We start from the raw sequence: 15,324 nt of genomic DNA, 5'->3' as shown, positions 1-15,324 counted from the left end.
GGCGCGTCCGGGCCGGGGGCCGGCGCTGCGGCCGCGGGCGCGGCGGCCACGCCCGCCAGCAGGGCGCCCACGGCGATCCTGCGAACGAGCGGTGCGCCCCAGCGCTCCAGGGCGGTGCGGGCCAGTCGGGCCGGGGGCCGCCGGGTGGCGGCGAGTGCGACCACCGCGGAGAGCAGGTGCCACGCCGCCCCGAGCGATCCGATGCCGGACATGGCGGCCACCAGGGCTGCGCTGAGCTCGGCGCGGCCCCACTGCGCGGGATCCGTGCGCACCAGGGCGCTCACGGCGTCCGCGCTGGCCAGGGCGAGCGCGGCGGTGACGGCGGCGCTCGCGGCGGACATGAGGAGGAGGCGGCGTGCGATGGTCATGCCCTCATCCCTTCACAATCATGTTTGATGATGTTTAAGGATGCATGATTGTGTGAAGTACGTCAAGAGATGCTTCACTGCCTCCCGTTGCCCATCCCCGCCCGCCGGCCTTGTCCCGTCGCGTCGGCCGTGGTGGGCTAGGCCCATGGATGGAGCCGCGGGCTGGAGTCGATTGCTGGACGACCTGGAGAACCGCTTCGATGCCGAGCGACGGGCGCAGATCGCGGCTCAGAGCGTCGAGAGCGCCGCCGCCGACGCCGCTCTCATCGGGCTCGTCGATCGGCTCCGGGGGCGCGTCGGCCAGCAGGTCCGGCTGCGCACCCGCGGCGGTAACGACGCCGACGGCGTCCTGGTCGAGATGGGGGACGGGATCGCGCTCATCGACGAGCCCGAGGGCCTCCAAACCGTCGTCCCTCTCGCCTCGATCGCCCTGGTGGCCGGGCTCGCGGCGGCTGCCCCGGAACCGCGCCGCCCCTCGCGCGCGACCCTGTCCACGGTGCTCCGGGAGCTGGGGCGCAGGGGCTCGCGGACCCGCTTGGCGATGCCCGCGGGCGACGTCGTGGGGCGGATCGTGCGCGTCGGCGCCGACCACGTCGACCTCATGGACGCCGCCGTCGCGGGGCGCCCCGCCAGGGTCAGCGTCGCCTTCGGCGCGATCGACCTGGTCCGGAGCAGGTGAGCGGCGCTCAGGACTCGCTCGTGGCCCGGCCCGAGGCGATCATCTCCCTGGTCGCATCGAGCTGGCGGTCGATGTAGTCGTCCAGGGCCGCCTCCTCGATCCGCCACAGATGCCGGGCCCCCACCTGGATCGCGGGCAGATCGCCGGACTGGATGAGCGCTCGCACGCCCTGCGCCGAGAGCTGGAGCTGGTCGGCCACATCGGCGATGGTCAAGAAGCGTCTGGGCATGGCACGATGGTCTCACCGCGCACCCTGGGCGCGCCACCCCTCGGGCATCCCTGTGGATAACGAGAAGTCATCAACGATCATCAGGATCGGCTGCGAATCATCAAGGAGGATCTCGTGCCAGCCTCCCGGCGCTCCCAGGCCCCCGCCCCCGCACATCCCGTCCCGGCGCTCTCCGACGCGCCCCCGGCCCCCGCGCGGTGGCGGCGCCCGGGCTGGCGCGACCCGCGCCTGACGGGCGGGCTCGCCCTCGTCGGCGCCGCCGTCGCCCTGGGCTCCTGGGCGGTCGACTCCGCCGCGGGCACCCAGGAGGTCTACGTGCTGACGCGCGATGTCGCCCCCGGCACGGATCTCACCGCCGACGGCGTGCTCACCCTCGTCGACTCCCATCCCGGCTCGGGCGCCTACGTCCCGGCGGGGGGCCTGCCCGGCGGGGCCGTCGCCACCCGTTCGCTGGGGGAGGGGGAGCTGCTGCCCGCTGCCGCCGTCGCGCCCGCCCCCAGTGCCTCCCAGCGATCGGTCGTCATCGAGGCCTCCCTCGGGCTGCCCGAGGGGACCGGCGCCGGGGACGGCGTCGACCTGTGGCGGCTGCCGGACGGCGAGGCCCTGAGATCCGCGGGATCGGCGGGCTCCGCAATGGTCTCCGCGACGGCCCTGCCATCGCCCGGCTCCGCCCCGGCGGGCACCGCCTCCCAGGACGGCGAGCCCCGGGCGCGCGTGGTGGCGCAGGGACTCATCATCCGCTCGGTCACCCAGCAGAGGGCAGGCCTCGTGTCCACCGGGACCACTGCGGTGGAGGTGCTCGTGCCCGAGGACGCCGTCGCCGACGTCCTGACCGCCGTTGGATCGGGGAGCCCCCTCGTGCTCGTCCCCACCGGGCGGGGCGCCTGAGATGGCCGCCCCTGCGAGTGGTGTCCTCCTGGGCCTGGCCGGCTCGGACACGGAGATGCTGCGGGCGATCGACGCCCCGGGGTCCGGGCTGCGGGTGGTGCGACGATGCGCGGACCTCACCGACCTCGTGGGCGCGGTCATGGCGGGGCTCGCCTCGCTCGTCGTCCTCGAGACGGCCTTCGACGACGTCGATCGCGCCGTCATCGACCGGCTCACGCGCTGCGGGGCCGCCGGCGTGCTCCTCGTCCCGACCGGCGAGGAGGCGCGGTGGTCCATGCCCGGCTGGATGATCCTGGGCGACGCGACTCCGCCCGCCGAGGCGCGGGGCGCGCTCCAGGCGCTGGCCCGCCAGGCGGTTCCCCCGCCCCCCGCCGGGGGCTGGGCCGGCTCGATGGGCTCAGTGGGCGCGATGGGCTCAGCGGGCCCGCCGCCCGGGGGCGCCCGGGCGGGCGCCGAGACGCCGGGTCCGGAGGAGCGGGTGGCGCGGAGCGAGGGGCCGGAGACTCCCTCGACGGCTTCCCGGGACGACGGCGCGGCCGTTCGGAGGGGGAGGATCGTGGCGGTATGGGGGCCCCATGGCGCCCCCGGGCGCAGCACGATCGCCGCCGGCCTCGCCCATGGCCTGGCCGGGGCCGGTGGCGGGCTGCTCGCCGACGCCGATGTGGAGGCCCCGAGCCTCGTCGAGCTCCTCGGCCTGCCGGAGGACTCCTCCTCACTGGCCACGGCCGCCCGTCTGGCCGCTCATGGGCGCCTGGACGACGCCGAGTTCGCCCGGCTCATCGTGCCGGTCGGCGCGGGCGTCGGGCTCCTGTCCGGGCTCGGAAGGCCGGGGCGCTGGCGCGAGCTGCCGCCGGCGGCGATGAGCGCCGTCTGGGAGCGGGCACGCCGCGCCGCCGCCTGGACGGTGGTGGACCTGGCGGGAGGCCCGATCGACGAGGTCGTCGACGAGTACTCCCTCGAGCCCGGGCGCGGGGCCATGGCCGCTGAGCTGCTGCGCCAGGCCGACGAGGTCCTGCTCGTGGGGGCGGGGGATCCGATCGGCGTGCGTCGCCTCCTCCAGCTGCTCGCCGACTGCGAGGAGGTGCTGGGCGCCGGGCGGGCGCCGCGCGTCGTCGTCAACCGGGTGCGGGCCTCCGCCGCCGGGTCCTCGCCCGCGCGGGCGGTGCGGGAGTCCCTGGGCAGGTTCGGCGGCGTCGCCGATCCGATCCTGCTGCCCGAGGATCCCCAGGCGGCCGACCGCTGCCTCCTGGAGGCCCGCTCCGTCCTCGACCTGTGCCCCGCCTCCCCACTGGGGCGGGCCCTGACCGGGCTGGTGGACGCCCTCGACCCGTCCGCCGCCGACTCGCGGGCCGCTCGATCCCGCTCACGGCGCGGACCCAGAGGCCGGGGGAAGGAGGCCTCCGGCAGCAGCGGCGGGAACACGCGCTACGGCGGGAGCGGCCGTCGCAGCCGCCGACGGGCACACTAGGCGCATGCGCATCTACCTGCCCGCCACGGCCGCCGACCTCGTCGCCGATCCCATCCCCGCCCGGAACGCCCATGCCGCGACCCCCTCCTTGGCCGCCGCCCTGCCCGACGAGGACGAGGAGGGCCTGGAGGTCTCGGCGAGCCTGTGCGCGGCTGATGCCTCCGTCCTGCTGCTCTCCGACCCGGGGGCGAGCGGCCTGGCGGACCGCCGCGTGGTCATCGCCGCCGATATCGACGACGGCTCGGCCCACGAGCTGACGCCCTCCGATGATGTCCTGCCCGGCACCGTGGCGCTGGGCGCGGGGGTCTCATGGGACGACGTCGCCGCGATCCTCATCGATGAGCCCCTCGCCGAGGCCGATGTCCGTGCCGCTCGCACCGGTGATGAGGAGGCCTTCGAGCGCGCCGCCGAGGCGGATCTGCTCTGGTACGACGTCTCCGAGCGCCCCGCGCTCGCCTTGGAGCTGAGGGTCTGACCCTCCCGGGCCCGTCGGCGCTCGGGAACGAGAAATGTCAGGACAAGTCTTGTCCGTCGCCTATCCCTGGGATAGCCTCTCCATAAGACCTGGGTCTCGGAGCTGATCGCGGCGCCATCGAGGGCGCCTGCGCTCCGGGGCCCAGCGGGCCCGCCGACGGGGGCGGGCCGCGGGGTCGGAGCCCGGAGGTGACGCGATGACTGGCAGCATCCTCGAGATGCGGGGGATCTCGAAGTCCTTCCCCGGCGTCACCGTCCTCAAGGACGTCACGCTCACCCTGCGCCCCGGCGAGGTCCACGCCCTCATGGGTGAGAACGGCGCGGGCAAATCCACCCTCATGAAGATCCTCATGGGCATCCACGCCCCCGACGCCGGCAGCATCCTCATCGACGGCGCCAAGGAGAGGATCACCGATCCCTCCCGCGCGATCGCGCTGGGCATCGCCATGATCCACCAGGAGCTCAACCCGGTCCTCGACATGCCTGTCTACGAGAACATCTTCCTGGGCAGGGAGCTGCGGCGCGGCGGGCTCGCCGACCACTCGCGCATGCGCCGCCGGACGGCCGCGCTCCTGGACTCCATGGGGATCGCCATCCCGCCCGACGCCCTCATGCGCTCCCTGTCCGTCGCTCAGTGCCAGCAGGTGGAGATCGCCAAGGCCCTCTCCGCCGGCGCCCGGATCGTCATCATGGACGAGCCCACCTCCGCCATCACGGACGACGATGTCGAGGCGCTCTTCGCCCAGATCGCCGCCCTCAAGGGGAAGGGCGTGGGCATCATCTACATCTCGCACAAGATGGACGAGATCTTCCGCATCTCCGACCGCATCACCGTTCTGCGCGACGGCGAGCTCATCCGCGTCGACGACGCCTCCGAGCTCGACGAGAAGGCGCTCATCACGGCGATGGTGGGCCGGACCCTCGACGACGTGTTCCCCAAGCGCCGGGTCCCCATCGGCGCCCCCGTCCTCCAGGTCAGCGACTGGGCCGTCGATGAGCGGATCGCGGGAATCGACCTGGAGGTGCGCGCCGGGGAGATCCTCGGCATCGGAGGCCTCGTGGGAGCGGGCCGCTCGGAGCTCGTGGAGTCCCTCTTCGGGATGCGCGCGCACCGATCGGGGCGGATGGTGAAAGACGGCCAGGAGATCACGGTCCGCCGCCCGGCCGACGCGATCCGCCACGGGATCGCCCTCATCACGGAGGACCGCAAGCGCACCGGCCTCAATCTGGAGGGCTCGGTGGCCACGAACATCGCCCTGCCCTCCCTGGGACGTCTCTTCGGCAACGGGATGGTGCGCCCCCGCGTGGAGTCGCGCCTCGCCGAGAAGCACGTGTCCCGGCTCGGCATCAGGACGCCGTCGGTCCGGCGGCGCTGCGCCACCCTGTCCGGGGGCAACCAGCAGAAGGTCGTCCTCGCCAAATGGCTGGAGACCGACCCCGACGTCATCATCCTCGACGACCCCACCCGGGGGATCGACATCGGGGCGAAGCGCGACATCTACGAACTCATCGGCGAGCTCGTCGAGCAGGGCAAGGCGGTCATCCTCATCTCCTCGGAGATGGGCGAGCTGCTCGGCCTCAGCGATCGGGTCATCGTCCTGGCCGAGGGACGGATGACCGGCGCCCTCGATTCATCCCAGTTCTCCCAGGAGGCGGTCATGGAACTCGCCTCGCGATTCTAGGAGCAGCCATGCCCAGCGCCCCCTCCATCCCCCTGCCCCGGAGGTTCAACGCCTCCCTGCGGGACACCGGCATCGCCGCCGTGTTCCTCGCGCTCGTCGTCGTCCTGTGGGGCGTCTCGCCGGACCACAGCTTCCTCGGGCTCAACAACATCCTGCTCATCCTCGTGCAGACCACGATCAACGGGATCCTGGCCATGGGCATGATGTACGTCATCATCTCCGGGGAGATCGATCTGTCCGTGGGCTCCACGATCGCACTGTCCGGCGTCGTGGCCACCATGCTCGCCCACCCCGGCGGCTACCCGCTCGTCGTGCCCATCGTGGCGGGCATCGCCGTGGGGGCCGGCGTCGGCCTGCTCAACGGGATCGGGGTCGCCTACGGGGCGATCCCCTCCTTCATCGTCACCCTGGGCATGATGACGGCGGTGCGGGGCCTGGCGCTCCTCGTGTCCGGGGGCTCGCCGATCTACGGGGTGTCCCCGGGCTTCGAGGCGATCGCCTCGGCGCGCATCGGCAGGTTCCCCATCATGGCGATCTACTTCATCGTGATCGCCGCCCTCGCCGCCTTCGTCCTCAACCGCACGGTCTTCGGGCGCCGCGTCTACGCCGTCGGCGGCAATCCCGTGGCCGCCGAGGTCTCCGGCGTGAGCGTCAGGCGCTCGAAGATCTCCGTGTTCGTCATCGCCGGGATCCTGGCCGGTTTCTGCGGCGTCCTGCTGGCCTCGCGCACGATCACCGGCTCGCCCACCGCCGGTGAGTCCTACGAGCTCGACGCCATCGCCGCCGTCGTCATCGGAGGGGTTTCGATGACCGGTGGGCGCGGTCGCGCCGCGGGCGTCGTCATCGGCGCCCTCATGATCGCCGTCATCGCCAACGGCCTGGACATCCTGGGGATCGATTCGAACTTCCAGAAGGTCGTCAAGGGCCTCATCATCGTCTTCGCCGTGCTCCTGGACGTCAAGACCCGCCGCGACTGAGCGGCGGTCACGGCAGGCGCGCTCGACTTAGGGGGATCAGGGACATGAGCAAGAAACTGGTGGCACTGCTCAGCAGCGTCCTGCTGGTGGGGGCCATGCTCACCGCCTGCACGGCCGGCTCCACGACGGGCGGGGCAGGGCCCAAGATCGCGGTGGTCATGAGCCACCTGTCGAACTCCTTCACGACGACGGTCGCCGATGCCGCCAAGAGGAAGGGCGCGGAGCTGGGCCTGCGGGTGACGGTCTTCGACGGGAAGAAGGATGCCGCCACCCAACTGGGCCAGATCGAGTCCGCCGTGGCGCAGGGCTACGACGGCATCCTCGTCGAGCCGGTCTCGCAGGAGGGGATCGCCCCCGCCCTCAAGGCGGCGGATGATGCCGACGTCCCCATCGGCACGATCATCCAGCAGGCGCGCCAGCAGGAGAGGGCCGCGTTCTACGTTGGCGGGGATGACGCAGCGGCGGGGAAGCTGGAGATGGAGAAGGCGATCGAGGCGATCGGGGGGTCCGGCTGCGTCGCCGTGCTGCTCGGCCCGATGGGCTCCGACGGGCAGGTGCAGCGCTCCAACGGCTACACGCAGGTCCTGGAGGGCAGTCCCGGGGTGGAGCTGGTGGCGGAGCAGACGGGGAACTGGGACACCGCCGAGGCCCTCAAGGTCACTGAGAACTGGCTGTCCTCGGGGAGGGGCATCGATGCGATCGTCGCGCAGAACGACTCCATGGCCATCGGGGCCCTCAAGGCCCTGAGCAATGCCGGCCGCCAGGACATCAAGGTCTTCGGCGTGGACGCGACGGATGACGGCATCGCCTCGATCAAGTCCGGGGGCATGGTCGGCACCGTCTCCCAGGACACGGCCGGCATGGGAGCGCTGGCCGTTGAGACGCTCGCCAAGAAGATGAACGGGGAGCAGGTGGAGGCCACCAACTTCACCCAGGCGACCTGGGTGACGAAGGAGAACGCCGATACCTACGACGACAAGTGAGGCCGCGGGCGCCGCGACGGCGGACCGGGCTGGGGAGATCCCCACGGCGGGCTCAGGCGCCGGTGACGGTGAGGGATGAGGCCCCGCCGCCCAGGCGGCGCACGGTGATGCGGTCCGGTATCTGCTCGCGCAGCTCGGCCACATGCGACACGATGCCGACCGTCCTCCCGCCGGCCCGCAGGCGGTCGATCTGGGCCATGACGGCGGTGAGGGTGGCCGGGTCGAGCGCGCCGAAGCCCTCGTCGATGAACAGGGTGTCCAGGCCGACCCCGCCGGACTCGGCGCTCACCACATCGGCCAGTGCCAGGGCCAGGGCCAGGGAGACGTAGAAGGTCTCCCCTCCGGAGAGCGTCTTGGGATCGCGGGCGTGCCCCCCATCATGCTCGTCGAGGTGGTCGACGACGGCGAGCCCCAGCCCTTTGCGGTGGGCGCGGGACCCGGACTCATCGTCGACCCGGATGAGTTCGTAGCGGCCCGAGGAGATCTCGGTGAGGCGCTCATTGGCGAAGACCAGGACCTCCTCGAAGCGGCTGAGCAGCACCCAGGAGGACAGGGGTGTGCCCGCCGGGTTGTTCCCGCGCACGAGGTCGGCCACGCGCAGGAGGGCCTCGGCGCTCCCGAGCGCGGCCTCGTAGGCGTCCGCCGCCGTGATGACGGCGGATGCGGCGCCCTCCACCTGGCGGTGAGCCTCCGCCGCCCGGGAGGAGGCGTCCGCGGCCTCCCGAAGGGCGATCGCCGCGGCGTCGTGGGCCTGCCGCGCGGCGGGAAGGGGATCTCTGAGGTCCTCGGGCAGGGAGGCGATCGCCGGGGCCGCCAGGTCCCGCGCGACGCGCTCGCGCTGAGCCCGGGCGGTCGCGACCGCCGCCCGCAGGGAGGCGAGTTCGTCGGCGGGCAGCGCGGCCGCGCGGACACTGTCAGCGCCCGCGAACTCCTCGGCCTCCAGCGCGGCGCGTGCCTCCCGGCGCGACTCATCGGCTCCCTGGAGTGCATTCTCGGCACGGGATACGGCGCCGGCGGTCTCGCGGGCCGCACGGGCCGCGCGCCTCAGGTCCCGGCTCCGTGAGGCGAGGGATTCCCAGGGGCCGCGGGCGGTTTCGCAGGCGGCGAGGCCGTCCGCATGCGCCTGGCGCAGGGAGCGAGCGCGCTCGGCGGCCTCGACCTTGCGGGCCAGCAGCCCCGACTGCTCCTCGCGCAGCTCCTGCGCCCGTCGCCCGTGCTCCTCCAGCTCCTCGCGCAGGCCCTCCAGGGAAGCGGCGCGATCGCGCGCCCGGGTCAGCGCCGCCCGCGCGTCCGCCAGGGCGGTGGCAGCCTCCGCGGGGCCGGAGTCCTCGGCCTCCTTCACGGTCTGGGAATGGGCGGCCTCGGCGGCGTCGTGCTCCCGGCGCGCGAGGTCCAGGGCATCCCCGGCCTTGCGCGCGGCGGCCTCGGCGGCCTCGATATCGGCCCGGGTGGTGGGCTCGACGCCGTCGACGGCGGCCGGGGCGGGGTGCTCGGCGGCGCCGCAGACCGGGCAGGCCTCGCCGTCGCGGAGCTCGCCCGCCAGGGCGCCCGCGGTCGACGAGATCCAGGAGGCGCGCACCGCTGCCACTCGGCGCGCGGCCTCGTCGGCGCGCCCGGTGGCGGCTGACAGTCCCGCCTTCGCCTCCTCGACGCGCTTGGCGAGGGCGGGGATCGACTGGGCCGCCTTGTGGCGGGCGGTGGCGGTCTTCTCCGCTGCAACGAGGCCGTCGAGGCGGGCACTGGCCTCCTGCGCGGCCTCGATCCGCTCGCGCAGTCGCTGCTCCTGACGGGGCCGGGTGGTGGTCAGCTCCTCCTCGATCGCGGCGAGGCGCGCGCGGATCGGCCCCATCCCGGCCTCAAGGGCCTGCGCCTCCGCAAGTTTGCCCGCCAGGCCCTCCTCGGTGCTCACCAGGGCGGATAGCGCCCCCTCCTCCTGGGCGAGGGCGGCTGCCAGCTCCTCCAGGGAGGTGGGCGCGCCGACGCCGAGCGTGTCAGTGGCGGCCTGTTCGGCCGCGCTGTTCGCGGCCTCATCGTGCAGGCGCCGCCAGGCGGCCTCGGCCCGGGCGAGCAGGGGTGCGGCCGTCGCTGTGACCCGATCGCGCAACTCCGCCACATGCGCGGCAGTGGTGTCCTCCGCCGGTGGTTCCAGCAGTGCCCGCAGTGCGCTGACCGCATCCTGCGCCGCTATGGCGGCGCGGTCCGCGGCGTCGACGGCGGGCAGGGCCCGGGCGGCGCGCTCGGCCGCAGCCAGGCGCTCGACGCGTGCGGAGTCCTCCTGGGTCCTCGCCTCCAGGGCGGAACGCTCGGCGAGGAGCTCGGCGCGCCGCTCAAGAGCGTCATGGGTGCTGCGGGCCGCCTCCACCGCCTCACTGGCGCGCTGCTCCGCTCCGGCGGCGGCCGTGCGGCGCCGGAGCGCCTCCTGGGCGAGGGCGGCGGAGGCCTCGCCGATGGTCCGGGCCGCGCCGCGCATGGCGGCCGCATCGGGCGTGGGGCCACTGGCGATGAGGGGCTCGGTGACTCCCTCGGGCAGGTCGGCGGCGCCCAGTTGGGGGAGCGCCGCGAGGCTCGCCCCGGTGGATGCCAGGGTGGCGCGCGCGGCCTCCACCCTCCTGCGCTCGGCCGCGGAGTCCTCGGCGAGCCGGGCCTCGATCCGCTGGTAGAGGCCCGTACCGAAGACATCGCGCAGGAGCTCCTGGCGGTCGGCCGAGGTGGAGCGCAGGAAGCGCGCGAACTTCCCCTGCGGCAGGACCACTGTCTGGGTGAACTGCTCGCGGGTCAGTCCGACGGCGCGGGTGATCTCCGCCCCGGCGTCCTCGGCGCGCGTGACCGGCTCATCGAGGGCCTCGCCGCCGACGGCGGACAGGCGCCAGAGCTTGACGGTGGCGCCCTGGGCGGTGGTTCCCGAGCCCCGCTTCTTGGCGCGCTCATAGGCGGGGGTGCGCCGCACCCGGTAGACGCCGGCGCTCGTGGAGAAGACGAGTTCGACGACGCTCTCCGCCTCCGGGCCGGCCAGGGTGGAGCGGATGCGGTCCTTGGAGGAGTCATCGGCATCGGCCACGGATCCGTACAGGGCGAAGACGATGGCGTCGATGATGGTGGTCTTGCCCGATCCGGTGGGCCCGGTGAGCAGGAAGCGCCCCGAGTCGCCGAAGGCGTCGAAGTCGATCCTCTCGGTGCCCGGGTAGGGGCCGATCGCGGTCATGGTGAGGGAGTGGATCCTCATCGCGCGCTCCTCCCATCGGCCAGGGCGGCCTCGTAGGCGCCGCGCATGACGGCGAGCTCGGATGGCGCGGCAGGGCGCCCGGTGACGTCGGCGAGGAAGCCCGCGGCGACCGCCATCGGGTCGATCGCGGACGTGACGGCGATGCGCTCCCGCTGCGCGCGCGCAGGCGCCTCGTGGCTGAAGGCGAGGAGGTCGGGGAAGCGCTCCTTGAGGGCGGCCAGGGCGCCGGGTGGGCGCTCACCCACGAGGATGGCGCGCACCCATGCGCCCGCGGCGCTGTCGTGAGCGGGGGAGAGGAGCTCATCCATCGTTCCGCGCACGGTGGCCACGCGGTGGATGACCGGGGTTTCCACGCGCTCCAGAGACTTCACCCCCTGCGGTCCCAGGCCGACGATGATCGAGGATTTGGCGCCGGTCTCATCGAAGGAGAAGGGCAGTGGCGAGCCGGAGTAGGCCAGATGCGGGCCCGGCTCGCCGCCGGGAGTGAGCGGGCGGGCGAGCTCCTGGGGGCGGTGGAGGTGGCCGAGCGCCACGTAGTCGAGGCCGCCCGAGGTCCCCGCCGCCTCCGACCCGCCGAGGTCGGTGAACACGCCGGCGGGGACGGAATCCACTCCGCCCACGCGGATATCCCTCTCGGAGTCGCTGGCCCGACCGCCGACGACGAAGGCATGGGCCATCAGCAGGCTGGGCAGGCGGGCGCTCCGGCCACTGCGCAGGCGCGCCAGGTCCGGCGCGACGAGTCGCAGGGCTGCTGAGACGACCGCCTCGTGGGAGCGGGGCAGACGCGCTGCGGGGGCGCGGTCGTCCCCGGTGCCGCCATCGCCCTCGGGGGCGCCGTCGGTCCCCTCCTCTCCGGGCCGACCGGCCGCGTCGTCCCCGCCCCGCTCCCCGAGGCGATCGGCGAGGAGCGGCGGGAGGGACTCGCGGGCGGCATCGGGGTCGAGATAGGGCAGGGCGTGGATGATGAGCGCGTCCCGCCCCTCGGCGTCCGGCAGGACGATGCCGCGGTCCAGCCCGCCCATGCGGGCGCGGATGAGGAGGCGCTCGCCCATGAGGTCCGCGGCGAAGCCGAGGCGCCGCGCCGAGTCGTGGTTCCCGGGGGTCAGGACGACCCGGGTCCGCTCCGTCAGGCGCCGCAGGGTCTCATCGAGGAGGGCCACCGAGTCATTGGGCGGGATGGCGCGGTCATACACGTCCCCGGAGATGACGACCGCGTCGATCCGCTCGGCGGCGACGAGCCCGACGAGATGATCGGCGAAGGCGGCGTGAGCGTCATCGAGGACGCGGCCGTGGAAGGTCCGGCCCAGATGCCAGTCCGAGGTGTGCAGGATCCGCATGGGCACACCCTCTCACGGGCCACCGACATGAATCCGCCGTGCTCTCGTCGTGCGGATCGGCCCCTTGGCGTGGATGCCGAGCCCGATCAGGCCGCGACGACGCCCGTGGCCACGAGGGCCGCGATGACGCCGCCGAGCGCCACGCGGTAGACGAGGAAGCCCGTGAACTTGTTGGAGGAGACGAACTTGAGCAGCCAGGCGATGGTCGCGTAGGCCACGACGCCGGAGACGACCGTGGCGATGATCGTCGCGCTCCAGCCGATGCTCGGGTCCGAGATGTGGTCGAAGGCCGTCACGGCCTCGAGCGCGCCGGCCGCGAGCAGGGCGGGGATGCCCAGGAAGAAGGACAGGCGCGTGGCCGTCACCCGGTCGAAGCGCAGGAAGAGACCTGCGGAGATGGTGGCACCCGAGCGGGAGATGCCGGGGAAGACCGGGGCGAGGGCCTGGAAGAGGCCGATGATGAGGGCGTCCTTGATGGACACATCCCGCATGCCCTTATCCAGGTCCGTGCGGGTGTCGGCCATCCACATGACCGCCGACCATATGATGAGGGCGGCCGCGATGATCCACAGGGATCGCGCCGTGACCTCGATGAAGTCCTTGAAGAGCAGCCCGATGACCGCCACCGGGATGGAGCCGAGGATGACGCCCCAGCCCAGCGTGCAATCGGGGTCGCGGCGGGCCTCCTTGTTCACCAGTCCCCTGCACCAGGCGGTCACGATCCGCACGATGTCGCGCCAGAAGTAGACGACGGCGGCCAGGATCGCGCCGACCTGGATGACCGCGGTGAAGGCCGTCATGCCCACCGAGTCGATGTCGTAGCCCAGTAGCTTCTCGACGATGTTGAGGTGCCCGGTCGAGGACACGGGCAGGAACTCGGTGATGCCCTCGACGATGCCGAGGAGGACGGCGTGCAGCCAGTTCATGGGACTCCGATCAAGGAACGACGACGGGGCCGGGGCCTCCGCGATGCTCCCGGAAGGGTACCGGTGCGAGGCCCTCGGCGCCATCCGCGCCGACTGGTGCGGTCCTCACCCACTGGTGCGGGCAGGAGCACCGCTCGGTGGAATCGGCGCCGCTCGGGCGGATCAGTCGGTTTCGGAGCCGAGGTGCTTCATGATCGCCCCGTGGAGGCGCCCGTTGGAGGCGACGGCGCTGCCCCCCCAGGGCCCGGCCTCGCCGTCGAGCGAGGTGAAGGTGCCGCCGGCCTCGGTGACGATGGGCACGAGGGCCGCCATGTCGTAGACCTCCAGCTCCGGCTCGGCGGCCAGATCCACGGCCCCCTCGGCCAGGAGCATGTAGGACCAGAAATCGCCGTAGGCGCGCGTGCGCCAGCAGGACTGCATGAGTGAGAGCATCCCGCGCAGGCGGCGGCGCTCGGCCCACCCGGACAGGGAGGAGTAGGACAGTGAGGCGTCCCCGAGCGAGCCGACGCTCGAGACCGCCAGGCGCTTGGCGGAGGACAGGGACCGCCCGGTCCAGGTGCCGCCGCCGGCCACCGCCCACCAGCGCTTGCCCAGCGCCGGCGCGCTCACCAGCCCGACGACAACCTCCCCGTCCTCGACGAGCCCGATCAGGGTGGCCCACACGGGCACGCCCCGCACGAAGTTCTTCGTGCCGTCGATCGGGTCGATGACCCACTGCCGGGGGGCATGGCCGGTGGGCGGCAGCTCCTCGCCGAGGACCGAGTCACGACCGCGGGCGCGCGCGAGGTAATCGCGCACCAGCTTCTCCGCGGCGCGGTCGACCTCGGTGACGGGGGTCAGGTCGGGCTTGGTCTCGACGTTGAAGTCCTGGGCCTCGAAGCGGGGCAGCGTGAGGGCGTCCGCCTGGTCCGCGATGGTGTGGGCCAGGTGCAGGTCGTCGCGCCAGCGGCGCTCGGGCGAGGTGGGGGCGCTCATAGCACCACGGTAGCGCCCGCGGGCCGCTCGAGCGGGAAGGCCGCCCCCGCTGTGGCGCCCCTGCGCCGTCCCAGCGCGGTTCTGCCGGCGTCCCCATGCCGCTGCCGCCTCTCCCGCTGCTTCTCCGCCGGTGGGCCTGACGGGCTGCGCGGCGCCGTCGGACGACTCCGGGAGGTAATGATCCGGGCGGGCGAGTCGGGGTGGGCCTGCTCACCTTATATAACGCCGGGCTCTCATCCGGGGTGGGCTCCCGATAGGCTCGAACCAGGATGACCCGGCCCCTGGCCCAGCCCGGTCTCATGGACAACTGAAGGAGCAGTCGTGAACACCCTGGTTCTCGTCTTCCACCCTGACATGACCTCCTCCGTGGTGAATCGCGCCCTGGCCGCCGAGGCGGAGGGCGTGACGGGTGTGACCGTGCGCCGGATGTACGACCTCTATCCCGATGGCGTCATCAACGTCGCCGCGGAACAGGCCGCCATGGATGGCGCGGACCGCATCGTCATCCAGTTCCCCCTGCACTGGTTCTCCGCCCCGCCGCTGGTCCAGCAGTGGCTCGACGACGTCCTCACCTTCGGGTGGGCCCACGGGCCCGACGGCGTCGCCCTGCTCGGCAAGGAGCTCATGATCGCCGCCACGGCCGGCGCCGCGGAGTACGGCCGCCAGCGCATGGTGGGCTACTCGCTCACCGAGCTGCTGCGCCCCTTCCAGGCCTCGGCCGCCACCTGCTCCATGACCTACCTCGTGCCCTTCATCGTCATGGGCTGCCTGGGCATCATGGAGACGGACCTCATGGCGCGCTGCGCCGAGTACCGCAGCGTCCTGACCTCCACGAACCGCCCCATCCTCGGACGCCTGGAGTAGACCGGGGACAGCATCGCGCGGAGACGGGCCGAGGGGGCGACGGCGTCACCCGCGATACCGGTCAGACCACCCCATCGCGCCGTCGGTCCTCAACCGCCTATCGTGCGGATGTGACCCCGCCTCCCTCCTACTCCCCGTCGTCCCCAATGCCAACCACTCAGCCCGCCTCCCGTCGCAGGATCTCCCGCCGGACCCTGCTCATCGGCGGGGGTCTCGCCGCGGGAGCGGCCGTCGCCACCGGTGCTCTGATC

At 73.1% G+C, this 15,324-nt stretch carries 13 protein-coding genes and 1 pseudogene; 8 read left to right on the top strand and 6 right to left on the bottom strand.

Translation table 11 applies throughout. The annotated features are described in order from the left end of the window. Positions 1 to 368 (bottom strand): annotated as a pseudogene (locus B1H55_RS11070) (LysM peptidoglycan-binding domain-containing protein); the annotation flags it as partial. A gap of 145 nt (positions 369 to 513) precedes the next feature. Between B1H55_RS11070 and B1H55_RS11065 the strand changes: the two are divergent. Beyond that, positions 514 to 1,047: a hypothetical protein gene (locus B1H55_RS11065; protein WP_073451087.1), complete on the top strand. Its 534-nt coding sequence runs from the start codon at positions 514 to 516 to the stop codon at positions 1,045 to 1,047. Positions 1,048 to 1,054: 7 nt separating this feature from the next. On the opposite strand, the gene B1H55_RS11060 is transcribed toward B1H55_RS11065, so the two are convergent. After that, positions 1,055 to 1,276 carry a helix-turn-helix domain-containing protein gene (locus tag B1H55_RS11060; protein ID WP_073451088.1) on the bottom strand — a complete coding sequence of 74 codons (222 nt, stop codon included), beginning with the start codon at positions 1,274 to 1,276 and terminating at the stop codon, positions 1,055 to 1,057. 114 nt (positions 1,277 to 1,390) lie between these two features. Here B1H55_RS11060 and B1H55_RS11055 point away from each other — a divergent pair, with 114 nt between their 5' ends. The 6 genes from B1H55_RS11055 to B1H55_RS11030 all read left to right on the top strand — a co-directional run bounded on the left by B1H55_RS11055 (position 1,391) and on the right by B1H55_RS11030 (position 7,748). Next, positions 1,391 to 2,164, top strand: coding sequence for an SAF domain-containing protein (locus B1H55_RS11055; RefSeq protein ID WP_080461741.1), 774 nt, complete (start codon positions 1,391 to 1,393; stop codon positions 2,162 to 2,164). A gap of 1 nt (position 2,165) precedes the next feature. Next, complete coding sequence (locus B1H55_RS11050; RefSeq protein ID WP_073451089.1) at positions 2,166 to 3,632, top strand: CpaE/TadZ family protein; 1,467 nt, start codon at positions 2,166 to 2,168, stop codon at positions 3,630 to 3,632. Between the two features lie 4 nt (positions 3,633 to 3,636). Continuing rightward, entirely contained in the window at positions 3,637 to 4,107 is a 471-nt protein-coding gene (locus B1H55_RS11045; protein ID WP_077239862.1) for a DUF6912 family protein, read from the top strand. Positions 4,108 to 4,303: 196 nt separating this feature from the next. Continuing rightward, positions 4,304 to 5,788, top strand: a complete 1,485-nt coding sequence (locus tag B1H55_RS11040; RefSeq protein WP_077239863.1) for a sugar ABC transporter ATP-binding protein — start codon at positions 4,304 to 4,306, stop codon at positions 5,786 to 5,788. A gap of 8 nt (positions 5,789 to 5,796) precedes the next feature. Beyond that, positions 5,797 to 6,765 (top strand): ABC transporter permease, encoded by a 969-nt coding sequence (locus tag B1H55_RS11035; protein ID WP_073451092.1) that lies wholly within the window; start codon positions 5,797 to 5,799, stop codon positions 6,763 to 6,765. Between the two features lie 44 nt (positions 6,766 to 6,809). Beyond that, on the top strand, positions 6,810 to 7,748 hold the full coding sequence (locus B1H55_RS11030) for a sugar ABC transporter substrate-binding protein (protein WP_077239864.1): 939 nt from the start codon (positions 6,810 to 6,812) through the stop codon (positions 7,746 to 7,748). 52 nt (positions 7,749 to 7,800) lie between these two features. On the opposite strand, the gene B1H55_RS11025 is transcribed toward B1H55_RS11030, so the two are convergent. From B1H55_RS11025 to hisN, 4 genes are all read right to left on the bottom strand, one after another. Further along, positions 7,801 to 10,971: an AAA family ATPase gene (locus B1H55_RS11025; protein ID WP_080461740.1), complete on the bottom strand. Its 3,171-nt coding sequence runs from the start codon at positions 10,969 to 10,971 to the stop codon at positions 7,801 to 7,803. Continuing rightward, positions 10,968 to 12,308 (bottom strand): metallophosphoesterase family protein, encoded by a 1,341-nt coding sequence (locus B1H55_RS11020; protein WP_077239865.1) that lies wholly within the window; start codon positions 12,306 to 12,308, stop codon positions 10,968 to 10,970. The genes B1H55_RS11025 and B1H55_RS11020 overlap by 4 nt, the downstream gene beginning before the upstream one ends. An 86-nt stretch (positions 12,309 to 12,394) precedes the next feature. Continuing rightward, on the bottom strand, positions 12,395 to 13,234 hold the full coding sequence (locus B1H55_RS11015; RefSeq protein ID WP_073451096.1) for an undecaprenyl-diphosphate phosphatase: 840 nt from the start codon (positions 13,232 to 13,234) through the stop codon (positions 12,395 to 12,397). 162 nt (positions 13,235 to 13,396) lie between these two features. Continuing rightward, positions 13,397 to 14,209 carry a histidinol-phosphatase gene (gene hisN / locus B1H55_RS11010; RefSeq protein ID WP_073451097.1) on the bottom strand — a complete coding sequence of 271 codons (813 nt, stop codon included), beginning with the start codon at positions 14,207 to 14,209 and terminating at the stop codon, positions 13,397 to 13,399. Positions 14,210 to 14,530: 321 nt separating this feature from the next. Between hisN and B1H55_RS11005 the strand changes: the two genes are divergently transcribed. Further along, positions 14,531 to 15,073: an NAD(P)H-dependent oxidoreductase gene (locus tag B1H55_RS11005; RefSeq protein ID WP_073451098.1), complete on the top strand. Its 543-nt coding sequence runs from the start codon at positions 14,531 to 14,533 to the stop codon at positions 15,071 to 15,073. Positions 15,074 to 15,324 lie beyond the last annotated feature (251 nt).

The organism is Actinomyces denticolens (assembly GCF_002072185.1).
Classification (GTDB): Bacteria; Actinomycetota; Actinomycetes; order Actinomycetales; family Actinomycetaceae; genus Actinomyces; species Actinomyces denticolens.
Note: the sequence above shows the minus strand (reverse complement) of the source record. Positions and strands in the feature narration are given on the sequence as shown.